Genomic DNA, 14,099 nt, shown 5'->3' with positions numbered 1-14,099 from the left:
TTTGACAAGACCGCCGCTGTTTGTCGAGAGTGGTTGATCGCCTGCTGATTGGCAGGGTGCGGGCACCATGCTAGGCAAGTGCAAACGAGTGGGAACCGCTGCATGGCGCAAGCCGCAATCGAACTGATCGGCATCAACAAGAGCTTCGGTGCGGTTCGGGCGAATCGCGACATCAATCTTGAGGTTGCGCGCGGCACCATCCATGGCATCGTCGGCGAAAACGGTGCCGGCAAATCGACGCTGATGTCGATCCTCTACGGCTTCTACCAGGCCGACAGCGGCGAAATACGGGTCAACGGCGAGCCGACAGCGATCCGGACCTCCAATGACGCCATCGCGGCCGGCATCGGCATGGTTCACCAGCATTTCATGCTGGTCGACAATTTTTCCGTCCTTGAAAACATCATTCTCGGCGCCGAGAGCGACGCGCTGCTGAAAAAGAGCATCGCCAAGGCGCGCTCGGAACTGGACCGGCTGGAGCGGGAATACGGGCTGGAGGTCGATCCGGACGCGATCGTCGAGGAATTGCCGGTCGGGCTGCAGCAACGGGTGGAAATCCTCAAGGCGCTCTATCGCGGTGCCGAAATCCTCATTCTGGACGAGCCGACGGGCGTGCTGACGCCGGCCGAGGCGGACCATCTGTTCCGCATTCTCAGTCAGTTGAAGCAGGAAGGAAAGACCGTGGTGCTGATCACGCACAAGCTGCGTGAAATCATGGCCATTACCGATACGGTGTCGGTGATGCGGCAGGGCACGATGGTGGCGACGCGCCGGACGAAAGACACAACCGTCGAGGAACTGGCCGAACTGATGGTCGGGCGGCGCGTGCTGCTGCGGGTCGAGAAGGACGATGCCAGGGTCGGCGTCGCCAAGCTTGCGGTCAAGAACCTGGTCGTCAAGGATGCGCGCGACGTCACCATGGTCGACGACGTCTCGTTTGACGTGCATGCGGGCGAGATCGTCGGCATCGCCGGCGTTGCCGGTAATGGCCAGTCGGAATTGCTGGAGGCGATTTCGGGCGTGCGCCGCGCGGTATCCGGCACGATCATGCTGGACGGCAAGCCGATAGACCTGACGGGTGCGGCCGACCCCGGCGAATTGCGCGATCGCGGCCTCGCCCATGTTCCGGAGGACCGCCACCATGTCGGCCTGGTGCTGGCCTTCGAGGAAAACGAGAACTCGATCCTCGGCTACCACGACGACCCACGCTATGCGAACGGCCCGTTCCTCGACATCGACGCCATCCGCAATGATGCGCGGGACAAGATCGAGAAATACGATATAAGGCCCTCCGACTGCCGGCTGAAGACGGCCAATTTCTCCGGCGGCAACCAGCAGAAGATCGTGCTGGCGCGCGAGATGGAACAGGATCCGGGCGTGCTGATCGTCGGCCAGCCGACGCGCGGCGTCGATGTCGGCGCCATCGAGTTCATCCACAAGCGGCTGATCGCGATGCGTGACGCCGGCAAGGCGGTGCTGATGGTCTCGGTCGAACTGGATGAGATACGCTCGCTCTCCGACCGCATCCTGGTGATGTTTGACGGGCGCATCGTCGGCGAGCGTGGACCGGACGCCAGCGAGGGCGAACTTGGCCTGCTGATGGCCGGCGTCGAGCAGCAAGAGGCCGCCGAATGAGCGCGCCTTACGGCAAGCTGCCCGCCTGGGCGGATTACGGGCTGATCCCGCTGCTCAACCTGCTTGTCGCCTTCGTCGTCGCCGGTTTCGTCGTGCTGCTGGTCGGGGAAAATCCGTTCCGCGCCGCAGTGATCCTGGTCGAAGGCGCGTTCGGGCGTGGGCAGGGCATAGCGTTCACGCTCTATTATGCAACGACCTTCATCTTCACCGGACTGTCGGTGGCGGTGGCGGTGCATTGCGGCCTGTTCAATATCGGCACCGAGGGCCAGGCCTATATGGGCGGTCTCGGCGTGGCCATTGTCTGCCTCTCCTTCGACAGCGTGCTGCCATGGTGGCTGACCTTTCCGCTGGCCATCCTGGCTTCGGCGGCGATAGGCGCGCTATGGGCGCTGATCCCGGCCTATCTGCAGGCGCGGCGCGGTTCGCACATCGTCATCACCACGATCATGTTCAACTTCATCGCCGCGTCGATCATGGTCTATCTGCTGGTCGGCGTGTTGAAACCAATGGGGTCGCAAGCGCCGCAGACCCGGCTTTTCCTCGAAGGCGGGCAGTTGCCGAAGCTCAATTGGGTGATCGAACTGTTCGGCGCGAAAATCCGCTCGGCGCCCCTCAATATTTCCTTTCTGCTGGCGCTGTTGATGGCGTTCGGGATGTGGGTGCTGATCTGGCGCACGAGGCTGGGCTACGAGATGCGGACCTACGGTTTTTCGCCCAAGGCGGCGCGCTATGCCGGTATTTCGGAAACCCGCATCATCGTCGTCACCATGATGATTTCCGGTGCGCTGGCCGGCATGATGGCGCTTAATCCGACCATGGGCGACCAGCACAATGTGGCCATCGACTTCGTTTCAGGCGCCGGCTTTGTCGGCATCGCGGTGGCCTTGATGGGCCGCTCGCATCCGGTCGGCATCGTGCTGGCGGCCATCCTGTTCGGCATGCTCTATCAGGGTGGGGCGGAGCTTGCCTTCGAAATGCCGGCGATCTCGCGCGACATGATCGTCATCATACAGGGGCTTGTCATCCTGTTTGCCGGCGCGCTGGAGCATATGTTCCGCCCTTCGATCCAGGCGCTGTTCGCCTCGTTCAGCCCGAAGGCGGTGGGCATGGCGGCTGCGAAAGGCGAGGGGGGCTGAGATGGATATCTTCAACGCCATCATCCAGACACTCGATTCGACGGTCCGGCTTTCGGTTCCGCTGCTGTTTGCCTGCCTTGCCGGCCTTTATTCGGAGCGCGCCGGCATTTTCGATATCGGGCTTGAAGGCAAGATGCTGGCAGGGGCCTTCGCAGGTGCTGCCGCGGCCGCGGTGTTTCATTCGGCGCTGATCGGGCTTGGCATGGCGATCCTCGTTTCGGTCGGCTTCGCGATGGTCCATGGCTTTGCCTCGATCACGCATCGGGGCAACCAGATCGTTTCAGGCGTCGCCATCAACTTCATCGCGGCCGGCTCGACGGTCATTCTGGGGCAGGCATGGTTCCATCAGGGCGGGCGGACGCCTGCTCTGGGCGCTGGCGAGCGGTTCTCGCCGATCACGCTACCGGGAGCCGATGCGGTGAAGGAAATGCCGATCATCGGCCCGCTCTATTCGGAACTGCTTTCGGGTCATTCCATCCTGGTCTATCTGGCCTTCGTCATGGTGCCGGTGACGTGGTGGGTGCTTTTTCGTACCCGGTTCGGGTTGCGACTGCGGGCTGTCGGCGAAAATCCGGCTGCGGTCGATACGGCGGGCATTTCCGTTGCCTGGCTACGCTACCGCGCGCTGATCTGCACCGGCGTCCTGACCGGCATTGCCGGTGCCTATCTGTCGATGGCGCAAAATGGCGGCTTCGTGAAGGACATGACCGCCGGCAAGGGCTATATCGCGCTCGCGGCGCTGATCTTTGCCAAGTGGAAGCCGGTCAACGCCATGTTCGCCTGCCTGCTGTTCGGGTTCCTCGACGCATTGTCGATCCGCCTGCAAGGCACGCCGCTGCCGCTCATTGGCAAGGTGCCGGTGCAGTTCATGCAGGCGCTGCCCTATGTGCTGACCGTCGTGCTGCTTGCCGGCTTCATCGGCAAGGCCATCCCGCCGCGCGCCGGCGGCGTGCCCTATGTGAAGGAGCGGTGAGCATGACGAGTTCGCATGACCTTTTCCTTGCCGCCAAAACCGCCATGGCCAAGGCCTATGCGCCCTATTCGAAGTTCCCGGTAGGAGCCGCCCTTCGCACCGACGATGGCCGGGTCTTTGCCGGCGCGAATATCGAGGTCGCGTCCTATCCCGAGGGCTGGTGCGCGGAAACGACGGCGCTCGGCCATTACATCATGGGGGGCGGCGGCAGGATCACGGAAATCGCGGTAACCGCCGAGCGGATGGCGTGCTGCACGCCCTGCGGTGGTTGCCGCCAGCGGTTGGCGGAATTTTGCGAACCATCGACAAAACTCTACCTTTGCGACGAGACCGGCGTGGTCGAAACCGTTACCATGGGCGATATGCTGCCCTACGGCTTTCAGGGCGACATGCTGAAATGAAGCAGGCCATCGATGTATTTGTCGAGCGGCTGGACGGGCTGGCACCCGCCACCGCACTGGTGCTGGGATCGGGCCTCGCCGGGCTGGTCGATCAGGTCGAGGATGCCGTGCGTATCCCCTATGCCGAATTGCCGGGCTTCCCGACAAGCAGCGTCAGTGGCCACGCCGGCGAAGTGGTGGGGGGCCGCTTTGGCGGCCAGCCGGTGCTGATGCTGGCCGGGCGGGCGCATTATTACGAGCATGGCAATGCCGCCGCCATGCGGCCCGTTCTGGAAGTGCTTGCCGGCATCGGCGTGAGCAAGTTGATCCTCACCAACGCGGCGGGTTCGCTCGATCCGCAAATGCTGCCCGGCTCGGTCATGCTGGTCACCGACCATATCAATTTTTCCGGGACCAACCCACTCATCGGCGAGGCGAGCGACCGCCGTTTCGTCGGGCTGACGGAAGCCTATGACGCGGCCATGCGCGAGGCGATCGAGCAGGCAGCGCGTGCTACCGGTACGATTCTGCACAAGGGCGTCTATATGTGGTTTTCCGGGCCGTCCTTCGAAACGCCCGCCGAAATCCGCATGGCGCGCGCGTTCGGGGCGGATGCGGTCGGCATGTCGACCGTGCCGGAAGTGATTATCGCCCGGTTCCTTGGCCTGCGGGTGGCGGCGTGCTCGGTCATCACCAACCTTGCGGCGGGCATGACCGGGGCGGAACTGTCGCATCAGGAAACCAAGGACATGGCCCCGGTCGGCGGCACGCGGCTGGCCACGATCTTGCGACATGTGTTCGCGGAGGGGCTGTTGGATGGGTAGGTCTCGACACGCCGGGGCGGCATAAAAATGCTCCCCCAGGAAATCATCCGCAAAAAGCGCGACGGCCAAAGACTGTCGCAGGACGAGATTGCCACCTTCATCACCGGACTGACCGCCGGCACGGTTTCCGACGGCCAGACGGCCGCCTTTGCGATGGCGGTTTATTTCAACGGCATGAGCCGCGACGAGGCGGTGGCGTTGACGCTGGCCATGCGCGATTCGGGCGCGGTGCTCGACTGGTCGCATCTGCCCGGCCCGGTCACCGACAAGCATTCGACCGGCGGCGTCGGCGATAATGTCTCGCTGATGCTGGCTCCCATTGTGGCAAGCTGCGGCGCTTATGTGCCGATGATTTCCGGGCGTGGGCTTGGCCATACCGGTGGCACGCTGGACAAGATGGACGCGATCCCCGGCTATGTCAGCCAGCCCGACCTAGCTCTTTTTCGCAAGACCGTGCAGGAGACGGGCTGCGCTATCATTGGCCAGACCGCCGATCTCGCGCCGGCGGACCGGCGGCTCTATGCGGTTCGCGACGTGACCGCCACGGTCGAATCGGTGCCGCTGATTACCGCTTCGATCCTGTCGAAGAAGCTGGCCGCCGGGCTGGATTCGCTGGTGCTGGACGTGAAACTCGGCAACGGCGCGTTCATGGAAAAGTCGCGCGATGCGACGGCTCTCGCCACCAGCCTCGTCGAGGTTGCCGTTGGCGCCGGCCTGAAAACCTCGGCGCTGGTGACGGCCATGGACGAGCCGCTGGCATCGGTTGCCGGTAACGCGCTCGAAGTGCTGAACGCGGTTGATTTCCTGACGGGCAGGTTTCGCGGCTCGCGTCTTGAGACGGTGACGCTGGCGCTGGCCGCCGAGATGCTGCATCAGGCCGGCCTTGCCGCGACCAACCAGGACGGCATGCGCCGCGCCGTCGAGGCGCTGGAGGGTGGCCGCGCCGCCGCCACGTTCGGCCGCATGGTCGCTGCCCTTGGCGGTCCCGCCGATTTCGTCGAGAATGCCGAAAGATATTTGCCGAAAGCCCCCGTGGAACTTGCCGTTCGCTCCGGTGCGGATGGCTTTGTCACCGGGATCGCAACGCGCGAAATCGGGCTGGCGGTGGTCGAACTTGGCGGCGGGCGCGGCCGCCCGGAAGACATGATCGACCATTCGGTCGGCATCAGCCGGCTGTTGCCGGTCGGTGCGCAGCTGTCGCGGGGCGACGCGCTGGCGCTGGTTCACGCCCGCACCCAGGCCGATGCGGAGAAAGCGGCCCTGGCCGTGCTTCGCGCCTATTCGGTCGGGCCGGGCAAGCCTGCCGCGAAAAAGTCGGTCATCCGGCGGATCGCGGCGTTCTAATTTACTGCACGAGAAGCAGGTTGCCGTCCTGCGCCTGGAATTTTTCCAGCCGGTTGAGGAAGCTCATGCCGATCAAATTGGTCTTCAAGGCCTTGTCGTCCAGCACGACCGCCTGCACGTCGTTGAGCGAAATCCGGCCGATCTGAAGACTGTCGACAGTGATGAGTGCCGCCTTGATGGTGCCGTTGGCGGTCGAAACCTCGTGGTTGAAGTCGGATGACGCAAGCGACACGCCGATCCTGCGGGCTGTCGAGGTGTTGATCGCAACGAGCGTGGCGCCGGTGTCGACCAGCGCGTCGATCTGGCGGCCGTTCAGCTTGAAGGTGCCCGCGAAATGACCGCGCCCGTCCGACTGGACGACGACCTTGCGGCCAAGCGGCTGCGGTGCTGCCGGGTTGATCGCGGTGGTGACCATTTTCAGATCTGGCGTGGCCGCCCGGTCGCCTTTCAGCGCGGCGGCCAGAAAGCGGTCCAGGACTGGCTTGTTCGACTGGTAGAGGATCGGGATCGATGCCGATACGCCGACGACGAACACGCCAAGGATGAGGAGCTTGCGCAGCATGAAAATTGCCTCTTCGAGAGAGGCAATTTGCGCTGGCAATGGTGTTTTTCGGGTTTAAATCGCGCGTTTTCGGCTGGTTTATGCGCAAAAAGCACTGGTTTTGCGTCAATAAACGGTAAATTTCGGCGCTATTTCGTGCCGTAGAGCCGGTCGCCGGCATCGCCGAGGCCGGGAAGAATGTAGCCTTTTTCGTTCAGCTGACGGTCGATGGAGGCGGTGTATACGGGGACATCGGGGTGCGCTTTGGTAAAGTGCTCGATGCCTTCGGGCGCGGCCAGCAGGCACAGGAAGCGGATGTTGGTCGCGCCGCGTTCCTTCAGCTTTTCCACGGCCGCGATTGCGGAATTGGCCGTCGCCAGCATCGGATCAACGACGATGATCAGCCGGTCGGCGAGGTCGCTCGGCGCCTTGAAGAAATATTCGACCGCCTCCAGCGTTTCATGGTCGCGGTACAGCCCGATATGGGCGACGCGGGCGGCCGGCACCAGGTCGAGCAACCCTTCAAGCAAACCGTTGCCGGCGCGCAGCACCGAGGCAAACACCAGCTTCTTGCCTTCGAGGATCGGCGCGTCCATGGTTTCCATGGGTGTCTCGATCTGCGTCGTCGTCAGTTCGAGGTTGCGGGTTACTTCATAACCGAGCAGCAGCGATATTTCGCGCAACAGCCGCCGGAAACCAGCCGTCGAAGTCTCCTTCTTGCGCATGATGCTGAGCTTGTGCTGCACCAGCGGATGGTCGATGACGGTGACGCCCTTCATGGTCTTCTCCTTGAATTTCCGGCTTTGGAGAAACCCTAGCGGGAATGAGCATGCCAAGGAACGGGCTTGGAGGCACGATCACAGCTTTTGCAGAAGATTCAGCGGATGGGCTTGCCCGCCAGCCGCGCCAGCAGGGCGGTCTTGGTCTTCGTGTCGATGAAAGCCGCTTCGATGGCCGTTCGCGTAATGGCTGCCAGCGCCTTCTCGTTCAGGCCGAAATGCCGGGCGGCATTGTCGTATTCCTGTTTGAGCGATGTGTGGAAAAAAGGCGGGTCGTCGGAATTCAGCGTCACTTTGCAGCCCGCCGCCATCAGCGCGGGAAAAGGATGCTCGGCAAAACCGGCATAGAGACCAAGCGCGATGTTGGAACCGGGGCAGCATTCCAGCACCACGCCTTCGTCGGCGATACGCTGGACCAGGCCGGGATTTTCAATGGCGCGCACCCCGTGGCCGATGCGGGAGGGGCGGATGTGGTCAAGCGCCGCAACCACGCTTTCCCAGCCCAGCAGTTCGCCGGCATGAATGGTGATGCCCAGCCCGGCCTCGCGCGCAATTTCGAAGGCGCGCACATAGTCTTCGATGTCGCCGATCCGTTCGTCGCCGGCGACGCCGAAACCTGTCACCAGTGGGTGTCCGCAACGGGCCGCGAAGCGTGCCGCCTTCTCGATGGATTCCACCCCGATATGGCGCACACCGGTAACGATCATGCGGCTTTCGATGCCGGTTCTGGCCCTGGCGCGGATCATCCCTTCGCCCAGCGCATCCGTATAGGCTTTCGGCGACAGGCCGGCCTTGGTGGCGTGATCGGGCGAGGTGAATATCTCGGAATAGATGGCGCCGTCGCGGGCAAGGCTGGTGAGATAGTGGTCGGCCAGCAGCGCATAGTCTTCTTCGCTACGGAAAAGGCTGGCAGCAAAATCGTAGGCCGCCAGAAAGGAGGTGAAGTCGTGCCAGACAAAGGAACCGTCGCGGATGAAGGCTGTATGATCGCTGCCGTATTTCTGCGCCTGGCGGATGACCAGGTCCGGCGATGCAGCGCCTTCGATGTGACAGTGAAGTTCCGCTTTCAACAGCATTCCGTCTTCCCGTTACGCCAGCGCGATGCGCGGCCGAACACCGCGTCTTAAACAATAGCGCCCCGTATCTCTATCGGCTATGGTCCCGCCGGTTTTAGGTCGGATCAAAAGAATGTCAGTTGAGAGAACCAGAGCGTCGGGCGGCATGGAAACGTCCTACGGTTTCCAGCAGGTGGAGGCGGGCGAAAAGCAGCCGCTGGTCAACGACGTCTTCCACAAGGTCGCCAAGCGCTACGATCTGATGAACGATTTGATGTCGGCCGGCCTGCATCGCATGTGGAAGGGCGCCATGGTTGCCTGGCTCAATCCGCCGAAGCGGCCGGGCTGGCGCGTGCTGGACGTTGCCGGCGGCACCGGCGATATCGCCTTCAAGATCGTGGAGGCCAGCCACCGCAATGCGCACGCGACCGTGCTCGACATCAACGGCTCGATGCTTTCGGTCGGGCGCGACCGCGCCGAGAAAAAGGGCCTTTCGGAAAACACCGATTTCGTCGAAGCGAACGCCGAGGAACTGCCGTTCGAGGACGGCACTTTCGACGCCTATACGATCGCTTTCGGCATCCGCAACGTGCCGCGAATCGATGTGGCGCTTTCCGAGGCGTTTCGCGTGCTGAAGCCCGGCGGCCGGTTCCTGTGCCTCGAATTTTCCGAAGTCGACATGCCAGTGCTCGACAAGGTGTATGAAACGTGGTCGTTCAACGCCATCCCGAAGATCGGCAAGGCGGTGACCGGCGACGGCGAGCCTTATTCCTATCTGGTCGAATCGATCCGAAAATTCCCCAACCAGGCCAATTTCGTCACAATGATTGGCCGCGCCGGCTTCGAGCGCGTCAGTTTCCGAAACTATTCCGGTGGTATCGCGGCCGCCCATTCCGGTTGGAAGCTTTGAGGCAGGTGCGGCGATGAGCAGCCTCAGTGCCGGCCTCCGGCTCGCCAGAGCCGGCTGGGTCCTGGTGCGCGAAGGCGTGGTCGCGGCGTTGCCGGGCGACCAGCTTTCGGGCATGCCGAAGTTTGGCTGGCGGATTGCCCGGCTGTTTACCCGCCGTCGCGCGCTCCGCTACCAGCGCAGCGACCGCTTGGCGAAAGCCGTGGCGCGGCTTGGGCCTTCCTATGTCAAGCTCGGCCAGTTCATGGCGACCCGGCCCGATGTGGTCGGCAACGATATCGCGCTCGATCTCGCCATGCTGCAGGACAAGATGCATACCTTCCCGAAGGGCGAGGCGATCGCGGCGATCGAGGGTTCTCTTGGCCGTCCGGTAGGGGAACTTTATACCGATTTCGGCGACGCGGTCGCCGCAGCCTCCATCGCCCAGGTGCATTCGGCGTCGGTTACGCACGAGGATGGCCAGCAGACCGTGGCGGTGAAGGTGATCCGCCCCGGCGTGCGTCGCCGCTTCGCGCACGACCTTGAAAGCTTCTTCCTCGCCGCGCGCCTGCAGGAAAAATACATCCCGTCCTCGCGCCGCCTGCAGCCTGTCGCCGTGACGCAAACGCTGGCGCAGACGACCAGGATCGAGATGGATTTGCGGCTGGAAGCGGCAGCGCTTTCGGAGCTTGGCGAAAACACCAGGGACGATCCGGGCTTTCGCGTGCCCTCGGTCGATTGGGAGCGCACCGGCCGCGACGTGCTGACCATGGAATGGATAGACGGCATCAAGATGAACGATGTCGCGGGCCTGGCTGCGGCCGGGCACGATCTGAAGGCCATCGCCGCCAATCTCGTCCAGTCGTTCCTGCGCCATACGCTGCGCGACGGCTTTTTCCATGCCGACATGCATCCGGGCAATCTGTTCGTCGACGAGGGCGGCACTATCGTCGCCGTCGATCTCGGCATTGCCGGCCGGCTCGGCAAGAAGGAGCGTCGGTTCCTGGCGGAAATCCTCTACGGCTTTATCACGCGCGATTATTTGCGGGTGGCGGAAGTTCATTTCGAAGCCGGTTATGTGCCGCGCCAGCACAATGTCGCGGCCTTCGCGCAGGCTATTCGCGCCATTGGCGAGCCGATCCATGGCCAACCGGCGGAAACCATCTCCATGGCCAAGCTTTTGACGTTGCTGTTCGAGGTGACGGAACTTTTCGACATGCAGACGCGCCCCGAACTGGTGCTGTTGCAAAAGACCATGGTGGTGGTGGAAGGCGTCGCCCGCACGCTCGATCCCGCTTTCAATATGTGGAAGACGGCCGAACCGGTGGTGGGCGACTGGATACGCGGCAATCTCGGCCCGCGCGGCCTGTTGAGCGATGCGCGCGAGGGCGTCGGCGCGCTGGTTTCGCTGGCGCGCCAGGCACCGGATTTTGCGCAGCGCACCGAACGCCTGTCGCGAGAAATCGACCGGATGGCCGAGAATGGCCTGCGTTTCGACGAGGCGACGGCAAAGGCCATCGGCAAGGCCGAGGCGCGAGCGACGCGCTCGGGCCGCGTGGCGCTATGGATTATCGCGCTGACGCTGCTGTGGCTGGCGTGACGAGGCGTCGTTGTGCGCTTCGTTCGCTTCCTCTAGTCTTCGCTCGCTGACAAAGGGCTTCTGCATGACACTTTCGCAAAAGCGCATTCTGCTCACCATCGGGGGCGGTATCGCGGCCTACAAGGCACTCGACCTTATCCGTCGGCTGCGCGAGCGCGGAGCATCCGTGCGCTGCGTCATGAGTGCGGCGGCGCAGGAGTTCGTCACGCCGCTGTCGGTGGGCGCGCTTTCGGCCGACCATGTTTTTACCGAATTGTTCGACCGGCAGGGCGAGCACGACATCGGCCATATCCGGCTTTCACGCGAGGCCGATCTCGTTGTGGTGGCACCGGCTACGGCTGATCTGATGGCCAAACTGGCCAACGGCCATGCCAACGATCTTGCGTCCACAGTCCTTTTGGCCACGGACAAGCCGGTGTTGATGGCGCCGGCGATGAACCCGCTTATGTGGGCGCACCCGGCGACGCGCCGCAACCGTGCCACGCTGGAAAAGGACGGCGTCAGTTTCGTCGGGCCGATGAGAGGCGAAATGGCGGAAAGCAACGAGGCGGGTGAGGGCCGGATGGCGGAGCCGCTGGCAATCGTGGAAGCCGTGGAAGCTTTGCTGGAGGGCGGGCAAAAGCCGCTTTCGGGCCGAAAAATAATCGTCACGTCCGGCCCGACGCATGAGCCGATCGATCCGGTGCGCTACATCGCCAACCGTTCGTCGGGCAAGCAGGGCCATGCCATTGCTGCGGCCCTGGCGAAACTGGGCGCGAATGTGCATCTTGTTTCCGGCCCGGTTGCGATTGCCGATCCGGCGGGCGTTACGACCGTCCATGTCGAGCGCGCGCAGGAAATGCGCGACGCGGTGGAAAAGCTGCTGCCGGCCGACGCGGCCGTCTTCGTGGCGGCGGTTGCCGATTGGCGCACCGCCGATTCGTCTGGCGAAAAGATCAAGAAGGTCGCGGGAGAGGGGCCGCCGGCCCTGCACATGGTCGAAAATCCCGACATTCTCGCGGGCGTCGGGCATCACCAGTTGCGGCCCGCGCTGGTTGTCGGCTTCGCTGCCGAAACGCGAGACCTTGTGGCAAACGCCGAGGCGAAGCTGAAGAAGAAGGGGGCCGATTTCATCGTCGCCAACGACGTTTCGCATGATAGCGGCATCGGCAATGGCGGCGTGATGGGCGGCGACCGCAACCGGGTGCGCATCGTGAGCGCTACCGGCGTCGAGGAATGGCCTGAAATGGGCAAGGAAGAAGTGGCGGCGCGGCTGGCTAGCCTGATCGCCGAAAAGCTCAAGACTGCCCGTTAAAAAGCGTTCCCGACACACCGTGCGCCCAACCGGATGCACGGTGTTTCGGGATTGCTCAAAGCCGAGAGCCGCTATTTGAAGGAGCGGATCAGCTCCATCGAAGTCACCGCTACGGCGAGGTTCAGGCCGGTCTGGGCCTGTACGCTCAACGGTTGCAAGGTGATCGAGTCGCGAAAGCCGCCGACGAGGAGATTGGCGCCGCCGCCGGTCACAATCGAGGCTTCGGCATTCACGCCGACATAGGTGCCGCCAAGCTTGTCGCCTGGCTCGCCCCTGGTGGCTGCCAGCACGGCCCATTGCAGCGCGCCCTGGTTGGTGGCGCCGAGATCCACGCCGAGCTTGGAGATGACGCCGGTATAGGCTTCCGAGCCGCCGCCATGATGCGGACGGAACGTGCAGGCCACGCCTTTGTTCGACGTGATGACATAGCCGGTGCCGCCATCAATGGTGCAATCTAGGACGCCGAGTTCGACGCCGGCATAGGCCGGAGCCACCATCAGCGTGGCGAGAAGCGCGGTAGCGCAAGCAATTTTTGTTTTCATGGGAAAAACCCTCTTTGTGTTACCAGGATCAATGAACTGGAGCCGGAAGGGTTCCTGAAAAACCATGGCGCAAGCATGGCAGTTGCTGCGTCACATGGCCTTTTCATTGTCGGAGATCGCGACCCGGACGGCGGAGGCGCTTACCCCTGCCGCAAGGGCAAGCCCGCTTTCTTCACGCAGGCAGGTTAAGGCAAGCCGCGTTCCCAGCCTTGATCCGAAAATCCGTCAGCTACGGGCGGTGCGGCTGAGGCCGTCCTTGGCAGGCTGGTAGGTCGGGTTCAGGCGCGCGGCCTCGCGATAGGATTTTGCCGCCTTTGCCTTGTCGCCGCGGCGCTCGTAGATCAGCCCCTGATTGGCCCACGCTTCGGCGTTCTTGCCGTCGAGCTTGATGGCCATGTTGAAATCGGCGAAGGCGTTGTCTTCCTGGTTCAGCGCCAGATAGGAAAGGCCGCGGCCATTATAGGGCTCGGAAGCGTCCGGCGCCAACGAGATCGCGGTCGAGAAATCCTCGATGGCGAACTTGTGCTGGCCCTGGCTCTGATAGATCAGGCCGCGATTGTGATAGGCGCGGGCATCCGTAGTGTCGAGCTGGATCGCCTTCTGGAAGTCGTTGAACGCGTCCTGCGTGCGACCGGCCTTCCGGTAGAGATTGCCGCGCCCGATATAGGCGGCGTCGTAGCTGGCGTTGATCTGGATGGAGCGGTTGTAGTCGTTCAGCGCGCTCGTCTGGTCGCCGAGGAAGCGATAGATCAGGGCGCGGTTCGAATAGGCCTGGTAGAAATTCGGATTGAGCTGGATCGCCGTGTTGAAGTCCTTCAGCGCCGCCTGGTACTGGCCGCCGCGGCCATAGGCCGAGCCGCGCACATTGTAGCCTTCGGGATCGCGCGGATTGCTCTGGATGACGGAGGACAGCGACGAGATGTTTTCGCTCGAGCCTTGCGCCTTGTCGATGGACGCCAGTTCGCCGGCGGGGCCCGTCTGGCAGGCGCTCAGCGCCAGTCCCGAAAGCAACACCGTTGCCAATGCGAAGCCGCGTATGGCGCTTGTGCGCTTTCCGGTGAGTGCGTTCATCTCTTCCTGATCCTTAATGCCGAGGTGCCGTCCAGAGCG

At 63.1% G+C, this 14,099-nt stretch carries 14 protein-coding genes; 9 read left to right on the top strand and 5 right to left on the bottom strand.

Going from position 1 to position 14,099, the window contains the following annotated elements; translation table 11 throughout:
• Positions 1-102: 102 nt before the first annotated feature.
• Genes ACX3P0_RS20090 through deoA form a run of 6 tightly spaced genes read left to right on the top strand, consistent with a single transcriptional unit; the run spans position 103 to position 6,292 of the window.
• Positions 103-1,635 carry an ABC transporter ATP-binding protein gene (locus tag ACX3P0_RS20090; protein WP_459091273.1) on the top strand — a complete coding sequence of 511 codons (1,533 nt, stop codon included), beginning with the start codon at positions 103-105 and terminating at the stop codon, positions 1,633-1,635.
• Positions 1,632-2,771 (top strand): ABC transporter permease, encoded by a 1,140-nt coding sequence (locus tag ACX3P0_RS20085; protein WP_459091271.1) that lies wholly within the window; start codon positions 1,632-1,634, stop codon positions 2,769-2,771. Before ACX3P0_RS20090 ends, ACX3P0_RS20085 begins: the two co-directional genes overlap by 4 nt.
• Position 2,772: 1 nt before the next feature.
• Positions 2,773-3,744, top strand: a complete 972-nt coding sequence (locus tag ACX3P0_RS20080) for an ABC transporter permease (RefSeq protein WP_459091269.1) — start codon at positions 2,773-2,775, stop codon at positions 3,742-3,744.
• 2 nt (positions 3,745-3,746) lie between these two features.
• The gene (gene cdd, locus ACX3P0_RS20075; protein WP_459091267.1) at positions 3,747-4,145 is read left to right on the top strand and encodes a cytidine deaminase; all 399 of its coding nucleotides are present in this window, start codon (positions 3,747-3,749) and stop codon (positions 4,143-4,145) included.
• Complete coding sequence (locus tag ACX3P0_RS20070) at positions 4,142-4,948, top strand: purine-nucleoside phosphorylase (protein WP_459091265.1); 807 nt, start codon at positions 4,142-4,144, stop codon at positions 4,946-4,948. The genes cdd and ACX3P0_RS20070 overlap by 4 nt, the downstream gene beginning before the upstream one ends.
• A 27-nt stretch (positions 4,949-4,975) precedes the next feature.
• Complete coding sequence (deoA, locus tag ACX3P0_RS20065) at positions 4,976-6,292, top strand: thymidine phosphorylase (protein WP_459091263.1); 1,317 nt, start codon at positions 4,976-4,978, stop codon at positions 6,290-6,292.
• 1 nt (position 6,293) lies between these two features.
• Here the strand turns inward: deoA and ACX3P0_RS20060 are convergent, their stop codons facing one another.
• The 3 genes from ACX3P0_RS20060 to ACX3P0_RS20050 form a co-directional block, all read right to left on the bottom strand.
• On the bottom strand, positions 6,294-6,854 hold the full coding sequence (locus ACX3P0_RS20060; protein ID WP_459091261.1) for a TIGR02281 family clan AA aspartic protease: 561 nt from the start codon (positions 6,852-6,854) through the stop codon (positions 6,294-6,296).
• A gap of 128 nt (positions 6,855-6,982) precedes the next feature.
• Positions 6,983-7,612 (bottom strand): uracil phosphoribosyltransferase, encoded by a 630-nt coding sequence (gene upp, locus ACX3P0_RS20055; protein WP_459081593.1) that lies wholly within the window; start codon positions 7,610-7,612, stop codon positions 6,983-6,985.
• A gap of 98 nt (positions 7,613-7,710) precedes the next feature.
• Positions 7,711-8,688, bottom strand: a complete 978-nt coding sequence (locus tag ACX3P0_RS20050) for an adenosine deaminase (RefSeq protein ID WP_459091259.1) — start codon at positions 8,686-8,688, stop codon at positions 7,711-7,713.
• A 112-nt stretch (positions 8,689-8,800) separates the two neighbouring features.
• On the opposite strand from ACX3P0_RS20050, the gene ubiE reads away from it, so the two are divergent.
• The 3 genes from ubiE to coaBC all read left to right on the top strand — a co-directional run bounded on the left by ubiE (position 8,801) and on the right by coaBC (position 12,447).
• A complete protein-coding gene (ubiE, locus tag ACX3P0_RS20045; RefSeq protein ID WP_459091257.1) occupies positions 8,801-9,577 on the top strand; it encodes a bifunctional demethylmenaquinone methyltransferase/2-methoxy-6-polyprenyl-1,4-benzoquinol methylase UbiE in 777 nt (258 codons plus the stop codon).
• A 13-nt stretch (positions 9,578-9,590) separates the two neighbouring features.
• Complete coding sequence (gene ubiB / locus ACX3P0_RS20040) at positions 9,591-11,153, top strand: 2-polyprenylphenol 6-hydroxylase (RefSeq protein WP_459091255.1); 1,563 nt, start codon at positions 9,591-9,593, stop codon at positions 11,151-11,153.
• 64 nt (positions 11,154-11,217) lie between these two features.
• Positions 11,218-12,447, top strand: coding sequence for a bifunctional phosphopantothenoylcysteine decarboxylase/phosphopantothenate--cysteine ligase CoaBC (gene coaBC / locus ACX3P0_RS20035; protein WP_459091253.1), 1,230 nt, complete (start codon positions 11,218-11,220; stop codon positions 12,445-12,447).
• A 71-nt stretch (positions 12,448-12,518) separates the two neighbouring features.
• Here coaBC and ACX3P0_RS20030 read toward each other — a convergent pair whose 3' ends face one another.
• Positions 12,519-12,989: a DUF992 domain-containing protein gene (locus tag ACX3P0_RS20030; protein ID WP_459091251.1), complete on the bottom strand. Its 471-nt coding sequence runs from the start codon at positions 12,987-12,989 to the stop codon at positions 12,519-12,521.
• 225 nt (positions 12,990-13,214) lie between these two features.
• Positions 13,215-14,060 (bottom strand): tetratricopeptide repeat protein, encoded by an 846-nt coding sequence (locus ACX3P0_RS20025; RefSeq protein ID WP_459081587.1) that lies wholly within the window; start codon positions 14,058-14,060, stop codon positions 13,215-13,217.
• Positions 14,061-14,099: the final 39 nt, after the last annotated feature.

Source organism: Mesorhizobium sp. A556 (assembly GCF_054489545.1).
Note: the sequence above shows the minus strand (reverse complement) of the source record. Positions and strands in the feature narration are given on the sequence as shown.